The 13,654-nt window shown below is 74.4% G+C and carries 14 protein-coding genes; 10 read left to right on the forward strand and 4 right to left on the reverse strand.

The genetic code is table 11. The annotated features are described in order from the left end of the window. Positions 1-123 precede the first annotated feature (123 nt). The 5 genes from OG247_RS35300 (at position 124) to OG247_RS35320 (ending at position 5,888) form a co-directional block, all read left to right on the forward strand. Entirely contained in the window at positions 124-1,401 is a 1,278-nt protein-coding gene (locus OG247_RS35300; RefSeq protein WP_327256027.1) for a sensor histidine kinase, read from the forward strand. Beyond that, a complete protein-coding gene (locus OG247_RS35305; RefSeq protein WP_327256028.1) occupies positions 1,398-2,072 on the forward strand; it encodes a response regulator transcription factor in 675 nt (224 codons plus the stop codon). The genes OG247_RS35300 and OG247_RS35305 overlap by 4 nt, the downstream gene beginning before the upstream one ends. Positions 2,073-2,227: 155 nt before the next feature. After that, a complete protein-coding gene (locus OG247_RS35310) occupies positions 2,228-2,527 on the forward strand; it encodes an SHOCT domain-containing protein (protein WP_327256029.1) in 300 nt (99 codons plus the stop codon). Further along, on the forward strand, positions 2,524-3,315 hold the full coding sequence (locus OG247_RS35315) for an ABC transporter ATP-binding protein (protein ID WP_327256030.1): 792 nt from the start codon (positions 2,524-2,526) through the stop codon (positions 3,313-3,315). Before OG247_RS35310 ends, OG247_RS35315 begins: the two co-directional genes overlap by 4 nt. Next, positions 3,312-5,888, forward strand: coding sequence for an ABC transporter permease (locus OG247_RS35320; protein WP_327256031.1), 2,577 nt, complete (start codon positions 3,312-3,314; stop codon positions 5,886-5,888). The genes OG247_RS35315 and OG247_RS35320 overlap by 4 nt, the downstream gene beginning before the upstream one ends. 60 nt (positions 5,889-5,948) lie before the next feature. On the opposite strand, the gene OG247_RS35325 is transcribed toward OG247_RS35320, so the two are convergent. The 3 genes from OG247_RS35325 to OG247_RS35335 form a co-directional block, all read right to left on the reverse strand. Beyond that, positions 5,949-6,464 carry a dihydrofolate reductase gene (locus OG247_RS35325; RefSeq protein ID WP_327257745.1) on the reverse strand — a complete coding sequence of 172 codons (516 nt, stop codon included), beginning with the start codon at positions 6,462-6,464 and terminating at the stop codon, positions 5,949-5,951. A gap of 56 nt (positions 6,465-6,520) precedes the next feature. After that, positions 6,521-7,318, reverse strand: a complete 798-nt coding sequence (locus OG247_RS35330) for a thymidylate synthase (RefSeq protein ID WP_327256032.1) — start codon at positions 7,316-7,318, stop codon at positions 6,521-6,523. A gap of 93 nt (positions 7,319-7,411) precedes the next feature. Further along, entirely contained in the window at positions 7,412-7,858 is a 447-nt protein-coding gene (locus tag OG247_RS35335) for a nuclear transport factor 2 family protein (protein ID WP_327256033.1), read from the reverse strand. 112 nt (positions 7,859-7,970) lie between these two features. Between OG247_RS35335 and OG247_RS35340 the strand changes: the two genes are divergently transcribed. Together OG247_RS35340 and OG247_RS35345 are read left to right on the forward strand one after the other, a co-directional pair. Next, positions 7,971-8,540: a PadR family transcriptional regulator gene (locus OG247_RS35340; protein WP_327256034.1), complete on the forward strand. Its 570-nt coding sequence runs from the start codon at positions 7,971-7,973 to the stop codon at positions 8,538-8,540. Continuing rightward, on the forward strand, positions 8,527-9,324 hold the full coding sequence (locus tag OG247_RS35345; RefSeq protein WP_327256035.1) for an SGNH/GDSL hydrolase family protein: 798 nt from the start codon (positions 8,527-8,529) through the stop codon (positions 9,322-9,324). Before OG247_RS35340 ends, OG247_RS35345 begins: the two co-directional genes overlap by 14 nt. Positions 9,325-9,410: 86 nt before the next feature. On the opposite strand, the gene OG247_RS35350 is transcribed toward OG247_RS35345, so the two are convergent. After that, positions 9,411-10,265 (reverse strand): class I SAM-dependent methyltransferase, encoded by an 855-nt coding sequence (locus OG247_RS35350; RefSeq protein ID WP_327256036.1) that lies wholly within the window; start codon positions 10,263-10,265, stop codon positions 9,411-9,413. 193 nt (positions 10,266-10,458) lie between these two features. On the opposite strand from OG247_RS35350, the gene OG247_RS35355 reads away from it, so the two are divergent. The 3 genes from OG247_RS35355 to OG247_RS35365 all read left to right on the forward strand — a co-directional run bounded on the left by OG247_RS35355 (position 10,459) and on the right by OG247_RS35365 (position 13,573). Next, positions 10,459-11,040 carry a TIGR03086 family metal-binding protein gene (locus OG247_RS35355; RefSeq protein WP_327256037.1) on the forward strand — a complete coding sequence of 194 codons (582 nt, stop codon included), beginning with the start codon at positions 10,459-10,461 and terminating at the stop codon, positions 11,038-11,040. Between the two features lie 102 nt (positions 11,041-11,142). Continuing rightward, entirely contained in the window at positions 11,143-12,375 is a 1,233-nt protein-coding gene (locus tag OG247_RS35360; protein WP_327257746.1) for an aminotransferase class I/II-fold pyridoxal phosphate-dependent enzyme, read from the forward strand. Between the two features lie 52 nt (positions 12,376-12,427). After that, positions 12,428-13,573, forward strand: a complete 1,146-nt coding sequence (locus OG247_RS35365) for an MBL fold metallo-hydrolase (RefSeq protein WP_327256038.1) — start codon at positions 12,428-12,430, stop codon at positions 13,571-13,573. The last annotated feature ends 81 nt before the right edge of the window (positions 13,574-13,654 follow it).

Consider the following 13,654-nt stretch of genomic DNA (forward strand, 5'->3'; position numbering starts at 1 on the left):
GGTGCAGCGGCCGTGCGGACGCCGCGTAGTACCGCGTAGTACCGCGTACTACCTGGGGAGTACGTCGGAAACGCTACGCCGGAGTGACGCGGGCCGGGCCGGGTACGGCCTAGCGTGGGCGGTATGGCAGAGCAGCGCGAGCGCCCGGGGGTTCCTCCGTGGCAGCGATGGATGGAGCGGACCGGGCGGGGCCCGGCCTGGCGCTCCGCGCTGCTCGTGGCCGTCTTCGCCCAGGTGGGCTCGGGGTGGGCCGCGCAGCAGCAGAGCGGGCGGGTGGCGCTGGACGGCTTCGGGCGGCTCCTGCTGCTCCTCGGGCCGCTGCTGCTCGTGTGGCGCCACCGGTACCCGGTGGCCGTGGCGTACGGGGTCAGTGCCGTCACCCTGGTGTACATCGGCGCCGGGTTCCCGTACGGCCCGGTGTTCATCAGCCTGGCCCTGGCCTGCTTCGCCGCGGTCGTCGCCGGACGCCGCCGAGCCGCCTGGGGGGCCGTCGGGCTGCTCTGGGCCGGGCACCTGGCCATCGGGCACCTGCTCTACCACCACCTGCCGCCCGCCGGGGACGGCCCGGCGCCCTGGGCGCAGGAAATGGTCGTCACCGCGTGGGTGCTCGCCATCCTCGCCGTCTCCGAGCTCGTCCGCATGCGCCGGGAGCAGTGGGCCCTCGCCCGGGCCGAGCGGTCGGCGGCCGAGAAGCGCCGGGCGAACGAGGAGCGGCTGCGCATCGCCCGCGAACTGCACGACGTCCTCGCCCACAGCATCTCGGTGATCAACGTCCAGGCGGGCGTGGGGCTGGCCCTGCTCGACTCCGATCCCGAGCAGGCCCGTTCGGCGCTGACCACCATCAAGGCGGCCAGCAAGGAAGCGCTGGGCGAGGTCCGGCAGGTCCTCGACACCCTGCGCGCTCCCGGCGACGGCGACGCACCGCGCGCGCCCGCGCCCGGTCTCGACCGGCTTCCCGAGCTGGTCGAGCAGGCCGCCGCGGCCGGGCTGACCGTCGACATCGCGACGGTCGGGGACGCGCGGGCGCCGGCGCCCGGGACGGACCTCGCCGCCTTCCGCATCGTGCAGGAGGCGCTGACCAACGTCGTGCGGCATTCCGGTTCGCGCACCGCCCGCGTCCGCCTCTCCTGGCGGCCCCGCGTCCTGGAACTGCGCGTGGACGACGACGGGCCGGCCACGGGCGGCCCGGCGGGCGGCAGCGGCAACGGCCTCGTGGGCATGCGCGAGCGGGCCGCGGCCCTCGGCGGCACCATCGAGGCCGGCCCACGCCCCGACGGCGGCTTCCGCGTGGTCGCCCGGCTCCCCTTGAAGGCCGAGGCGGCACCGCCGGAACCGGAGGCCGACCCCGACCCCGCCCCTGAGGCCGTCCCGAAGCCCGCCCCGCCCCAGGAGGATCCGTGATCCGTGTTCTGCTCGCCGACGACCAGCTCCTCGTCCGGGCGGGGTTCCGGGCCCTGCTCGACGCGCAGCCGGACATCGAGGTGGCGGGAGAGGCCGCCGACGGGGACGAGGCCGTCCGCCTGGTGCGCGAGCTGCGCCCGGACGTGGTCCTGATGGACATCCGGATGCCGGTGTGCGACGGGCTCGCCGCCACGCGGCGGATCACCGGGGACGCGGCGCTGGCCGGCGTCAGGGTGGTCATGCTCACCACCTTCGAACTCGACGAGTACGTCTTCGAGGCCCTGCGGTCCGGAGCCTCGGGCTTCCTGGTCAAGGACACCGAACCGGAGGAACTGCTGCGGGCGGTCCGGGCCGTGGTGGACGGCGACGCCCTGCTGTCCCCGGGCGTCACGCGCCGCCTGATCGAGGAGTTCGCGGCCCGCTCCAAGCAGCCCGCGGCCGACGGCGCGGCCCTGGGCCTGGACCGGCTCACCGAGCGGGAGCGCGAGGTGATGGCCCTCGTGGGCCTCGGCCTGTCCAACGAGGAGATCGCCCGCCGCCTGGTCGTCAGCCCGCTCACCGCGAAGACCCACGTCAGCCGGACGATGGTGAAGCTCGGCGCCCGCGACCGTGCCCAACTGGTCGTCCTGGCCTACGAGTCGGGGCTGGTCAGGCCCGGCTGGCTCGGCTGATTCCCTCCCGTCTCCCCGCCGGCCGGACCCCCGTACTCCCCTGGAAGTACGCGCGGTGCAGCCGGCCGTACGACGACCCGGACCCCCTCCCGGAGCGAGTCTCGGAATGTGACGCAGACGTCCGCACTTGCGAACTTCCGAGGAGCTGAACCGAGATGAACGACATCGCCACCCTCACCACCCTCGCGTACGACGGGCCCGGCCCGTGGATCCTGTTCTTCCCGCTGATCTGGGCGGCCGTGGTCATCGGCGCCGTCACCGTGCTGCGCCGCACCGTGTGGCGCGGCCGCCGGGCCCCGTGGCAGGCCGGCGGAGCCGCGTACGGCGAGCACTCGCCGATCGCCGTCCTCGGCCGGCGCTTCGCCTCCGGCGAGATCGACGAGGACGAGTACCGGCGGCGGCTGTCCGTCCTGGACGAGCAGTTCGGCCGCCTCTCCCAGGGCGGTGCGGCATGAGGACCGCCACCGCGCCGGGCGGCGGCGGAGGCGTCGCCGCCCGGGTCGTCGATGCCGTGAAGGTCTACGGCCGGGGCGACACCGAGGTACGGGCCCTGGACGGGGTGAGCGTCGACTTCCCGGCCGGACGCTTCACCGCGATCATGGGACCGTCCGGTTCCGGCAAGTCGACCCTGATGCACTGTGCCGCCGGTCTCGACACCCTCACCTCCGGATCCGCTTCCATCGGCGGTACGGATCTCAGCGCGCTCGACGACCGCCGGCTCACCCTGCTGCGCCGCGAGCGCGTCGGCTTCGTCTTCCAGGCCTTCAACCTGATTCCCACCCTCACCGTCGCCGAGAACATCACGCTCCCGCAGGACCTCGCGGGCAGCCGCCCGGACCGAGCCTGGCTCGACGGCCTCATCGACGTCGTCGGACTGCGCGACCGGCTCCACCACCGGCCCGCCGAGCTCTCCGGCGGCCAGCAGCAGCGCGTCGCCGTGGCCCGCGCCCTCGCCGGCAGCCCCGATGTCGTCTTCGCCGACGAGCCCACGGGCAACCTCGACTCCCGTTCGGGTGAGGAGGTGCTCGGCCTGCTGGGCAGGGCGGTGCGCGCGATGAACCGTACGGTCGTCATGGTCACCCATGACCCGGTGGCCGCCGCCCACGCCGACGAGGTCGTCTTCCTCGCCGACGGGCGGCTGGTCGACCGGATGGCGGGTCCCACCGCGGACCGCGTCCTGGACCGGCTCAAGTCCTTCGACACCCGCCCCCTGACGGCGGCTGCCCCGAGGGAGGAGTCATGAGTACGAGCGGCGCCCGCCCCGTGCTGCGGCTCGCCGCGGCCTCACTGCGCGCGCACAAGCGGCGGTTCGCCGGGACCTTCACGGCCGTGCTGCTCGGCGTCGCCTTCCTCACCGGGACGCTCCTCATGGGCGACACCCTCCGCGCGAGCTTCGACAGCATGTTCGCCGGCGCGGCGAGCGGTACCGACGCGGTGGTCCGCAATTCCCGTGTGGTGACCGTCCCGGGCGAGGCCCAGGGCACCCGGCAGCCCGTACCGACCGCTCTCGTGGAGGAGATCCGGCGCATCCCGGGCGTGGCCGCCGCCGCCCCCGCGGTCCAGGGCGCGGGGCAGCTCGTCGGCTCCGACGGCAAGCCGATCGGGGGCCAGGGGCCGCCCACGCTCGCCGGGAACTGGATCGAGGACCCGGACCTCAACCCGTACCGGCTCGCCGAGGGCCGGGCACCGGAGCGGACCGGAGAGGTCGTCGTCAACCGGGCCACCGCGGACAAGGGCGGACTGGAGCTCGGCGACACGACCGTGCTGCGCACGCCCGACCCGGTCCCGGTGACGGTCGTCGGCCTGGCCACCTTCGGCGGCGCGGACGGCATGGGGCAGGTCACGTACACGGGGATGACCCAGGCGGACGCGGAGAAGTACCTGACCCCGGCGCCCGGTCAGGCGGCGTCCATCCAGGTGCGCGCCGGCCCGGGAACCGGCCAGAGCGAGCTGGTGGAGGCGCTCACCGCGGCCCTGCCGCAGGGCGTGGAGGCGATCACCGGGCAGGAGTCGGCCCAGGAGAACACCGACATGATCTCCGGGCGGTTTCTGACCCTCTTCACCACCATGCTGCTCGTCTTCTCGGGCATCGCCCTGCTCGTCGCCACCTTCAGCATCCACAACACCTTCGCGATCGTCGTCGCCCAGCGCACCCGCGAGAACGCCCTGCTCCGCGCCCTGGGCGCCTCCCGGCGCCAGGTCGTGGCCGGCACGCTGGCCGAGGCCGCCGTCGTCGCGTTCGCCGCCTCGGCAGCCGGGCTGCTCGGCGGCGTCGGCATCGCCGCAGGGCTCCAGGCGCTCTTCCCGGCCATCGGATTCCCCTTCCCCGAAGGGGACTTGGTGGTCAGCGGCCCGTCGCTGCTGCTTCCCCTCGCCGTGGGCGTCCTCGTCTGCCTCGGCTCGGCCGTACTGCCGGCCCTGCGCGCCGGACGCACGGCGCCGCTGGCCGCGCTGCTCGACAGCGCGGTGGACCACTCGGGGGCCTCCCGGTCCCGTACGGTCACCGGCGCGGCGCTGGGCACGGCCGCCATCGGCCTGCTCCTGACCGGGGTGCTCGCCGTACCGTCGCTGTGGCTGTCCGGGGCGGGTGCGGCGCTGGCCACGGCCTCGTTCGTCGTACTGGGTCCGGTGGCGGCCTCGTCCGCCGTCCGGATGCTCGGCCGTCCGCTGGAACGGCTGCGCGGGGTCACCGGCGCCCTCGCGGCGCGCAACGCACGGCGCAGTCCGAAGCGGACGGCGTCCACGGCGACCGCGCTGATGATCGGGGTCGCCGTCGTCGCCCTGTTCACCGTCTTCGGCGCGTCACTGAAGGCGACGATGGACGCGACCGTGTCGCGTTCCTTCGCCGGTGACGTGGCCATCAGCGCCCCGTCCTTCGGCGCGGGCGGCAGCGGCCTGAGCCCGAAGCTGGCACCGGCCGTCGCGGCGCTGCCCGAGGTGGCGGGCGCGGTGGGCCTGGGCAAGGGGGTCGCGGAGGTCGACGGCTCGGGGCGGGCGCTGACCGTGACCGACCCCGCCGCCCTCGCGGCAGGCCTCGACCTGGGTGCGGTGTCGGGAGGGTTCGACGCGCTGGGGCCGGACGGGATCGCGGTGTCCGAGAAGGAAGCTTCGCGGCGCGGCTGGCGGCCCGGCAGCACGGTCGAACTGGCCTTCACCGACGGGCGGAAGCAGCCGTTCACGATCCGCGCGGTGTACGAGCATGCCGAGCTGGCCGGCGACTACGTCATCACCCGAGCGGCGTGGGCACCGCACCGGGCGCAGGACACGGACTCGCTGGTGAGCGTCACCTTCAAGGACGGGGTGTCGACCGCGGCCGGTACGGCGGCGGTCGAGAAGACGGCCGCGCTGTACGGCGGCCCCGAGGTGCAGACGCGCGAGGCGTACGCACGGTCGGCGGCGGGCGGCATCGACATGATGCTCACGCTCGTCTACGCGCTGCTCGCCCTCGCCGTCCTGATCGCCCTGCTGGGCATCGCCAACACGCTGACCCTCGCCGTCCACGAGCGCACCCGCGAACTGGGGCTGCTCCGGGCGGTCGGCCAGACCCGGGGACAGCTGCGGGCCATGGTCCGCTGGGAGTCGGTCCTGGTCGCCGCCTTCGGCACGGCCGGCGGTCTGGCGCTGGGCGGCGTCCTCGGATGGGTCCTGGTGAAGGCCTCCGACGGGGCGAGCGACAGCGCGTTCACGTTCGCCGTCCCACCGCTGCAGCTCACCCTGGTGGCACTGGTGGGCGTGGCGGCGGGTGTCCTCGCGGGCTGGCGCCCGGCGCGGCGCGCGGCGCGTCTGGACATCCTGCGCGCGGTCGCCACCGACTAGACGGCCGGCCTCTGCCGGCCTCTGCCGGCCCCTGCCGGCCCGGCGGGCCTCTGCCGGCCCCTACCGGGCGTACGTGCGGATGCGGTAGCGCAGGCCGGTCACCGAGGACTGCCAGCCTCCGTCCTCGGCCACGGTCCACGCCGGTTCCAGCTCCGGGGCGTGGGTGTCGCCGACGACCAACGTGTCGACCTCGGTCACCGAAAGCATCACGGCATGGGCCAGCGCGGCACGGTAGACCTCTCCGCCGCCGATCACCCAGCAGGCGGTGGCGGGGTCGGCGGGCCGGGGCTGCCCGGCCTGCCCGGCCGCGATCTCCAGGGCCTCGGGGATGGACCCGGCGCGCTCCGCGCCCTCGGCGGCCCACTTCGGATCCCGCGTCACCACGATGTTGCGCCGGCCGGCCAGCGGACGGAACCGCGCCGGCAGCGAATCCCAGGTCTTGCGGCCCATCACCACCGGATGGCCGAGGGTGGTGGCCTTGAAGTGGGCCATGTCCTCGGGCAGCCGCCAGGGAATGCCGTTGTCCGCGCCGATCACACCGTCGGAGCTCTGCGCCCAGATCAGCCCGACGTTCATGCCGGCGCTCGTGTCGGTGCCGGTGTCCGCGTTGGCGCCGGCGTTCGTGTCGAGGTTCATACCGCGACCGGAGCCTTGATGGCCGGGTGGTGCTGGTAGCCGGCCACCTTCACGTCGCCGTAGGCGTAGTCGAAGAGCGAGTCGGCCCGGTGCAGCTTCAGCTCGGGGAACTCGAAGGGGGTGCGCGAGATCTGCTCGGTCACCTGGTCGACGTGGTTGTCGTAGATGTGGCAGTCACCGCCGGTCCAGATGAAGTCGCCCGGCTCCAGGCCTGCCTGCTGCGCCACCATGTGGGTGAGCAGGGCGTAGCTGGCGATGTTGAACGGCACGCCGAGGAACAGGTCCGCGCTGCGCTGGTACAGCTGGCAGGAGAGCTTGCCGTCGGCCACGTAGAACTGGAAGAAGGCGTGGCACGGCGCCAGCGCCATCTTGGACAGCTCGGAGACGTTCCAGGCGGAGACGATCATCCGGCGGGAGTCCGGGTCACGGCGCAGCGTGTCCAGGACCTCGGTGATCTGGTCGATGTGCAGGCCGTCCGGGGTGGGCCAGGAGCGCCACTGGGCGCCGTAGACCGGGCCGAGGTCGCCGTTCTCGTCGGCCCACTCGTCCCAGATCGTGACGCCGTGCTCGCGCAGCCAGCCGACGTTCGACTCGCCGCGCAGGAACCACAGCAGCTCGTACACGATCGACTTGAGGTGCACCTTCTTGGTGGTGACCAGGGGAAACCCCTGCGACAGGTCGTAACGCAGTTGGTGCCCGAAGACACTCCGGGTGCCGGTGCCCGTCCGGTCGGCCTTCGCCGTCCCGGAGGTGAGCACCAGCTTCAACAGGTCTTCGTACTGGGTATCCGCCACGGGCACCGAGTCTACTGGCCTGCCGTCCGAGGTCCGGTCAGCCGGTCAGCCGGTCAGCCGGTCAGCCGGCCAGCCGGCCAGCCGGTCAGCCGGTCAGCCGGTCACCACGCCGTCGGTGAGCAGGCCGGCCAGGACCGCCTCGCCGACCGCCACGACCGCCGTCTGGGGGCGGATCATCACGGTGATCTCGTCGATCAGGCCCTCGGGCGTGAGGTGCAGCATGTCGATGCCGTGCACCTGCCGGTCGCCCACGCTGGTCCGGAACGGCAGCACGGTCGCAGGTCCCTCTGCTCCCTCCGCCCCGAACGGGACGCCGGCGGACTGGACGCTGCCGTCGAAGTGCCCGACGTAGTGGAAGCCCTCGAACGTGCGCAGGAGCACGCGGAAGAGGGCCAGCACCGCCGGCTTGCCCTCGAACGGCTTCGACTTCACCGGGCTGTTGAGCCGGACGTCGTCGGTGAACAGCGCGTCCAGTGCGGCGAGATCATGGCCTGCCACGGCGGCGCGGAAGCGGTCGGCCGTGCTGGTGTCGGTACTCAAGAGGGCTCCTCGATAGTCACCGATGTGATTAGTCAGTTTCTTGACTATCATGGCCCGGGCGTCCTGAGGAAGGGGGCGCCGTGAACGGACACGGACCCGAGGAGACCTCCCGATGGCTTTGCGCCACGCCGTACTGGCGGCGCTGCTCGACGAGGAGTTGAGCGGCTACCAGCTGGCCAAGGCCTTCGGCACGGGCGTGGCCAACTTCTGGCACGCCCTGCCCCAGCAGCTCTACGCCGAGCTGGCCAGGCTGGAGAGGGAAGGCTTCATCGCGGGCCGCGAGGTCGTCCAGGACACCCGGCCGAACAAGCGGCTGTTCCAGGTCACCGACGCCGGACTGGCCGAGCTGGAGCGCTTCACCGCCGCCGAGACCAAGCCCTGCGTCATCCGCGACGACCTGCTCGTGAAGGTGCAGGCGGCCGAATACGTCGACACGGGGGCGCTGATCGCGCAGCTCGCGGAGCGGACCGCCTTCGCGACGGCCAAGGCGGAGCTGTTCGAGAAGCTGCTCCGCTCGATGCGCGGGGAGCGTACGGAGGAGGAGTTCCTGCGCCACGGCGCACGGATCGGCCCCTACCTCACCTGCCTGCGCGGCTTGGAGTTCGAGCGGGCCAACCGCGCCTGGTACGAGCGCACCACGATCATTCTGAACGAGAGGCGGGCATCCCGTGGAGAGCAGTGAGCAGCGACGGCCCACCCGGTACGTGGCGCTCGGCGACAGCCAGAGCGAGGGCGTGGGCGACGGGGACGACCGCACCGGGCTGCGCGGGTGCGCCGACCGGCTCGCCGAGCTGATCGCGGTGCACGAGCCCGACGTGCTCTACGCCAACCTGGCCGTACGGGGCCGCCTCGCGGCGGGCGTCCGCGAGGGGCAGCTCGCGCCGGCCCTCGCGCTCCGCCCCGACCTGGCCACCGTGGTCGCCGGGGTCAACGACGTGCTGCGGCCCCGTTTCGACGCCGACGAGGTCGCCGGGCACCTGGAGGCGATGTTCGCCGCGCTCACCGCGCAGGGCGCCCGCGTCGCCACCGTGACCTTCCCCGACATCGCGAAGCTCGTCCCGCTCGCCAAGGGGGCGGCCCCGCGCGTCACCGCGCTCAACGAGCGGATACGGCGGGCGGCGGAGCGGCACGGGGTGGCCGTCGCCGACTTCGCCCGCCACGAGGCCTCCACCGACCCCCGGATGTGGAGCGCGGACCGGCTGCACGCCGCGCCGTCCGGCCACGCGATGATCGCCGCCGGTGTCGCGCAGGCCCTGGGACTGCCCGGCAGCGACGACGCCTGGACCCGCCCGCTGCCCGGCCCGCCGCCCGCCGCCCCGGCGGGGCTGCGGGGCGTCGCGGGGGAGCTGCGGTGGGCCGTCGGCTTCGCCGGGCCCTGGATCGGGCGACGGCTGCGCGGGCGCTCCTCCGGAGACGGCCGTACGGCCAAGCGCCCCGAACTGCTTCCCGTACGCCTGGCTGCCTGACCCGGGGCGCCGGACCGGGGGATCGGGCGTCGGCCGGCTCGGCAGCCGGGCGTGCGGATCGGGCGCGCGGGGTCGGGCGCGCGGGGTCAGGCGCGGCAGATGATCTCGCCGTTCAGCACCGAGAACCAGGCGTCCGGCTCCGCGCCCCAGGCGTGCCAGGCGTCCGCGACGGCCGCCAGCTGGGCCCGCGTCGCGTGTCCGCCGCCGGTCGCGATCCCGGCGTAGGCCGAGGCCGTCGTACGGTCCGCCCACAGCGCGGACCACCAGGCGGCCTCCTCCTCGGTCGCGTAACACCACGAGGTCGCCGTGCAGGTCACGTCCGTGAAGCCCGCCGCCCGCGCCCACGCGCGCAGGCGGCGTCCGGCGTCCGGCTCGCCGCCGTTGGCGCGCGCCACCCGCCGGTACAGGTCCAGCCATTCCTCCAGCCCCGGAGTCGCGGGGTACCAGGTCATCGCCGCGTAGTCCGCGTCCCGCGCCGCGACGATCCCGCCGGGCCGGCACACCCGGCGCATCTCGCGCAGTGCCTGCACCGGATCGCCCACGTGCTGCAGCACCTGGTGGGCGTGGACCACGTCGAAGGAGTCGTCGGGGAAGTCCAGCGCGTGGACGTCGGCGGTGGCGAACTCGATGCCGGTCAGGCCGCGTTCCTTCGCGTACGCGGCGGCCTGGTCGACCACGTCCCGCGCCGCGTCCACCGCCGTGACCCGGCCCTGCGGCCCCACCAGCTCCGCCAGGTCCGCCGTGATCGTCCCCGGCCCGCAGCCCACGTCCAGGACGGTCATCCCGGGGCGCAGCTCGCCGATCAGGTACGCGGCGGAGTTCTCGGCGGTGCGCCAGCGGTGCGAGCGCAGCACCGACTCGTGGTGCCCGTGGGTGTAGACCGCGGTCTCGTGCGCGGGCTCCGTGGCAGCTGCCGTGCGAGTGGCTTCCGTGGCGTTCATGGGACCTGGCTCCTTCGTCGTCGAAGTGCTGTCGAGGCGTTGGTTTCACCGTAAGGGATCAGTTCGTCATCTGAGATATACGTTTTGACATGTGGACACCACCCTTGCGCACCAAGGAGTTTGGGTGAACGGGTGGCAGGTCCTGGTGCGGGCGAGGACAGTGAATCCGGGAGAACGAAGGACGGTGAGACGCATGCCATCCACGCCGGACCCCCTGCTCGAACGGCACGCCGAGGCGCTGCGGCTCTTCGGTCGGTACGTCCACGCGGTCTCGGACGCGCAGTGGGACGCGCCGACGCCCTGTAGCGAATGGAGCGTGCGCGACCTGGTCAACCACGTCACCGCCGAACAGCTCTGGATACCGCCCCTGGTCACCGACGGCCGCACCGTCGAGGACATCGGGAGCACCTTCAACGGCGATGTCCTCGGTACGGATCCCGCCGCCGCCTGGGACGAGGCCTCGGCCGCCGCGCACACCGCCTTCGAGATCCCCGGGGCGCTGGAGCGCACCGTCCGGCTCTCGTACGGGCCCGCGCTCGGGTCGGCGTACTGCTCGGAGCTGACCGCCGACTGCGTCGTGCACACCTGGGACCTCGCGCGGGGCATCGGCGCCGACGACCGGCTTCCGGACGGCCTCGTCGAGTTCTCCATCAAGGAGGTCATGCCCTACGCCGACGGACTGGCCGCGAGCGGCATGTACGCGGCTGCGCTGGAGATCCCGGCCGGGGCGAACGCCCAGACCCGGCTGCTCGCGCTGCTGGGGAGGAGCGGCTGACGCACAACGGGCGATCGCGGACGAATAACCGTATAAAGGCATGGATCGGAAGCGCGGAACGGCAGGGAGAGGTGGCGCGCGGTGTCGGGGATCCAGCGCACGATGGCCGAGGGCCGGGGCCCGGTCCGCTACGGTCCGCCCCCGCCCCAGCCCGGCCTGCCCGTCCTGCCCGAGCTCACGGCCGTCCTCGCGGCGGCCGCCTGGCGGTCGGCCCCCGAGCCGGCCGGCGGGGGAGTGCCCGTACGGGCCGCCGCCGCCCGGCACTGGGGGCGGCGCGGACTGCCCACCGACCCCGACCACGTGGCCGCCGGACCCGGCGCGCCCGCCCTCCTGCTGGCGCTGCTGGGCGCGTACGGCGGCGACGTCATGCTGCCCCGGCCGTGTCCCGCCTGGTGGACGCCACAGGTCCGACTGCTGGGACGGCGGGCCTACCACGTCCCCACCCCGGCCGAGTGCGGCGGCGTACCCGACCCGTACGCCCTGCTGGAGACCGTGCGCCGGGTACGCGCCGAGGGCGGCGACCCGCGGGTGCTGCTGCTGTCCGTGGCCGACGACCCGACCGCGACCGTCCCGCCGCCCGAACTGCTCCGGGAAGCTTGCGAGGCCGCCGAGTCCGCCGGGCTGTTCGTCGTCAGCGACGAGACCTGGCGCGACACCGTCCACAGGCCGGCCCACGGACGCCCGGGCTCCCACGACAGGCTCGTCGTGCTCAGCCCCGCCGAGATGCTTCCGGACGACACCGCGGTGCTCCTGGACCTGTCCGGCGCACTGCTGCCCGCCGGCTGGCCCGCCGCCGTCATCCGCTTCCCCGGCACCCCGCACGGCACCTGGCTGCGGGCCCGGACCCTGGACGTGCTCACCGCCACCGGCGGGTTCGTCGCGGGCCCCGTCGCCGGGGCGGCCGCGCACGCCCTCGACGAGCCCGCCGCCGTCGCGGGACGCACCGCCGCGGCCGCCGCCCTGCACGGCGCCGTCGCCCGGGCCGCCCACCGGGAACTGCTGGCCGCCGGAGCGCTGACCCGGCCCCCGCAGGCCGGCCGCCACCTCTACGCCGATCTGACGCCCCTGCGCTCGGGGCTCGCCCGGCAGGGGGTCGGCGACGCGATGGAACTGGAGGACTGGCTGGCCGGACGGCTCGGCGCGCCGACGCCCGGCGGGCAGCGGTTCGCGGACGAACCCGTCGCCCCGCGGGTCCGACTGTCGACCGGACCGCTGCTCGGAGCCACCCCGGAGGAGCAGCTCGCGGCGCTCACCGCGGCCGACCCCCTCGCACTGCCCCACGTACGGGACTCCCTGGCCCGGCTGCGGTCCGTCCTGGCCGGGCTGTCCGACTGAGGCCCCCCCGCCCGGAAACCCCCGAATGCCGCCGGTGAACGGAGACTGCTCGATGAGGGATCAGACGGACGCCCCCTCGGCCTTCCGGGCCGGGGTCGGGGCCGGGGTCGAGGTCGGGGCCGGCGCGGACGTCCCCCCGGCAGCCACGCGGGCCGGCGCCGGTGCAGGCGCCGCCGCTCCCGCCGCCGCTCCCGCTCCTGCCACCGGCGTCCGGCACGCGCGGCCGCGGCCGCTGGGCGAACGCCGGCTGTGGCCGCGCTCGTTCGCGGACCGGCTGACCACCCCGCTGCCGGGGATGCGTGCCCTCGCCCGGCTCGCCCGCGAAGGCGCCTTCCGGCCCGGGCCCGAGGGGCTGCGCGGCATCCCGGACCTGCCGTACGCGCCCGCCCCGCTGCCCGCCGCGGCCGCCGGGACGGTGTCCGTCACCTGGGCCGGACACGCCAGCTGGATCCTGCGGATCGGCGGACTGACCGTCCTGACCGACCCCGTCTGGTCCCGGCGGATCCTCGGCACCCCGGCCCGGATGACCCCCGTCGGCGTGCGGTGGGAGGAACTGCCACCGGTCGACGCCGTGGTGATCAGCCACAACCACTACGACCACCTCGACGCACCCACCCTCAAACGCCTCCCGCGCGCGACGCCGCTCTTCGTCCCGGCCGGTCTCGCACGCTGGTGCCGGCGGCGGGGGTTCACCAGGGTCACCGAACTCGACTGGTGGGAGGCGGCCGAACTGGGCGGCGTACGGTTCGAGTTCGTGCCGGCGCACCACTGGTCGAAGCGGTCGCTGATCGATGCGTGCCGGACGTTGTGGGGCGGCTGGATGCTCAGTGCCGCCGGTGGCGGTGACGGGCGGGCCGGGGCGGTGAACAAGGTGTACTTCGCCGGTGACACCGGCTACGGGCACTGGTTCGGCGAGATCGGGCGGCGGCACCCCGGCATCGACCTCGCGCTGCTCCCGATCGGGGCGTACGCCCCGCGGTGGTGGCTGCGGGACGTCCACGCGGACCCGGAGGAGGCCGTGCAGGCCTGTCTGGACGTGGGGGCGCGGCGGATGGCTCCCATGCACTGGGGGACGTTCGTGCTGTCCTCGGAGCCGGTGATGGAGCCGCTGGAGCGGGTGCGGGCCGCGTGGGCCCGTACCGGGCTGCCCCGGGAGCACCTCTGGGACCTCCCGGTCGGGGCGTCCCGAGCCCTGTAGCCGCGGCTGCTGGCCGGGCGCCCCCGCGGGGCTGTCCCCTACCCGCCCTTCCACCGTTCTCCGGGGCCGGCCCCGGACCCC

It is taken from the genome of Streptomyces sp. NBC_01244 (assembly GCF_035987325.1).
Classification (GTDB): domain Bacteria; phylum Actinomycetota; class Actinomycetes; order Streptomycetales; family Streptomycetaceae; genus Streptomyces.